At 45.6% G+C, this 1,092-nt stretch carries 2 protein-coding genes; both read left to right on the top strand.

Annotated elements, in window-relative coordinates; all coding sequences use genetic code 11:
* Window positions 1–576: 2OG-Fe(II) oxygenase family protein (locus tag R7127_RS26805; RefSeq protein WP_318148750.1), on the top strand; the 576-nt coding region annotated here is incomplete at its 5' end.
* Window positions 577–708: 132 nt separating this feature from the next.
* Window positions 709–1,092, top strand: a 384-nt coding sequence (locus R7127_RS26800) for a DNA-J related domain-containing protein (RefSeq protein ID WP_318148749.1), incomplete at its 3' end; no start/stop codon positions are given.

Here is a 1,092-nt window from a genome sequence, read left to right as displayed (position 1 = left end):
TTTCATGTTTACCCTTGGGGACAAATCCCAGAACAGTTGAAAGCAGAGATTCTTGAGTACTACGAGCGCGCAAACGCTTTTGCACAAGAACTGCTAGGTTGGGTAGAAGAGTACGCACCAAAAGACGTACAAGAGAAGTTCTCTATCGCGTTGTCAGAAATGATCAATAACAGCGACAAAACGTTGCTTCGCGTTCTTCATTACCCGCCAATGACAGGCGAAGAAGAGCCTGGTGCAATTCGCGCAGCCGCTCATGAAGACATCAACCTACTGACTGTACTGCCAGCGGCGAACGAACCTGGTCTGCAAGTTATGAGCAAAGATGGCGAGTGGATCGATGTTCCATGTGACTTTGGTAACTTGATCATTAACATCGGTGACATGCTACAAGAAGCATCAGGTGGTTACTTCCCGTCGACGACACACCGAGTTATCAACCCAACAGGTGCTCGCCAAGAAAAATCGCGCATTTCACTACCGCTTTTCTTGCACCCAAAGCCAGATACAGTACTTTCTGAGCGTTACACAGCACACAGCTACTTAATGGAACGCTTACGTGAGCTAGGCGTTATTTAATCAAACGCGATCCTGATTCCAAAGGCCGATGGTTTTTCGCTATCGGCCCTTTTTCGTTTATGGTACAAAAGTAACGACGTTGAGCTTTGAAACTTGCTCAATTTTAATCGCTTATAAATCAAACGAGGGCGCATGGAAGATCAATATGGCGTATGCGATAACAGGCAGAGTGAAATAGAAAACCCGTTGCTTTGGCCAATGCTTGAGATTCTCAAAAAGCAACCATCTGGTTGGAAAGTACACACCTTGGCCAGCAAGCTCAGTGAGCGCGGTTACATTAACCAGCTTGACCCCTCGCCAGATAAAGACTTATTCAAAAGAAACTTTCTGATAATGAATGCGCTGTATCAACTGCAAGAGACGCTCTTTCCGGACAGTTGGTTGCAAGTAGAAGCGATGGATATCATGTTGATGTCAGCATTAGAAGCGAGTAGAAACAGCGTCGATCCAAACGATCCTTTGCGACAATACTATTTGGATTGGAGCCATTATGAAGCGAACGAAGATGAAGTTCGT

Source organism: Vibrio sp. 1159, from assembly GCF_033340395.1.
Classification (GTDB): domain Bacteria; phylum Pseudomonadota; class Gammaproteobacteria; order Enterobacterales; family Vibrionaceae; genus Vibrio; species Vibrio alginolyticus.
The sequence above is the reverse complement of the archived record's forward strand: the minus strand, read 5'-3'. Positions and strand labels throughout refer to the sequence as shown.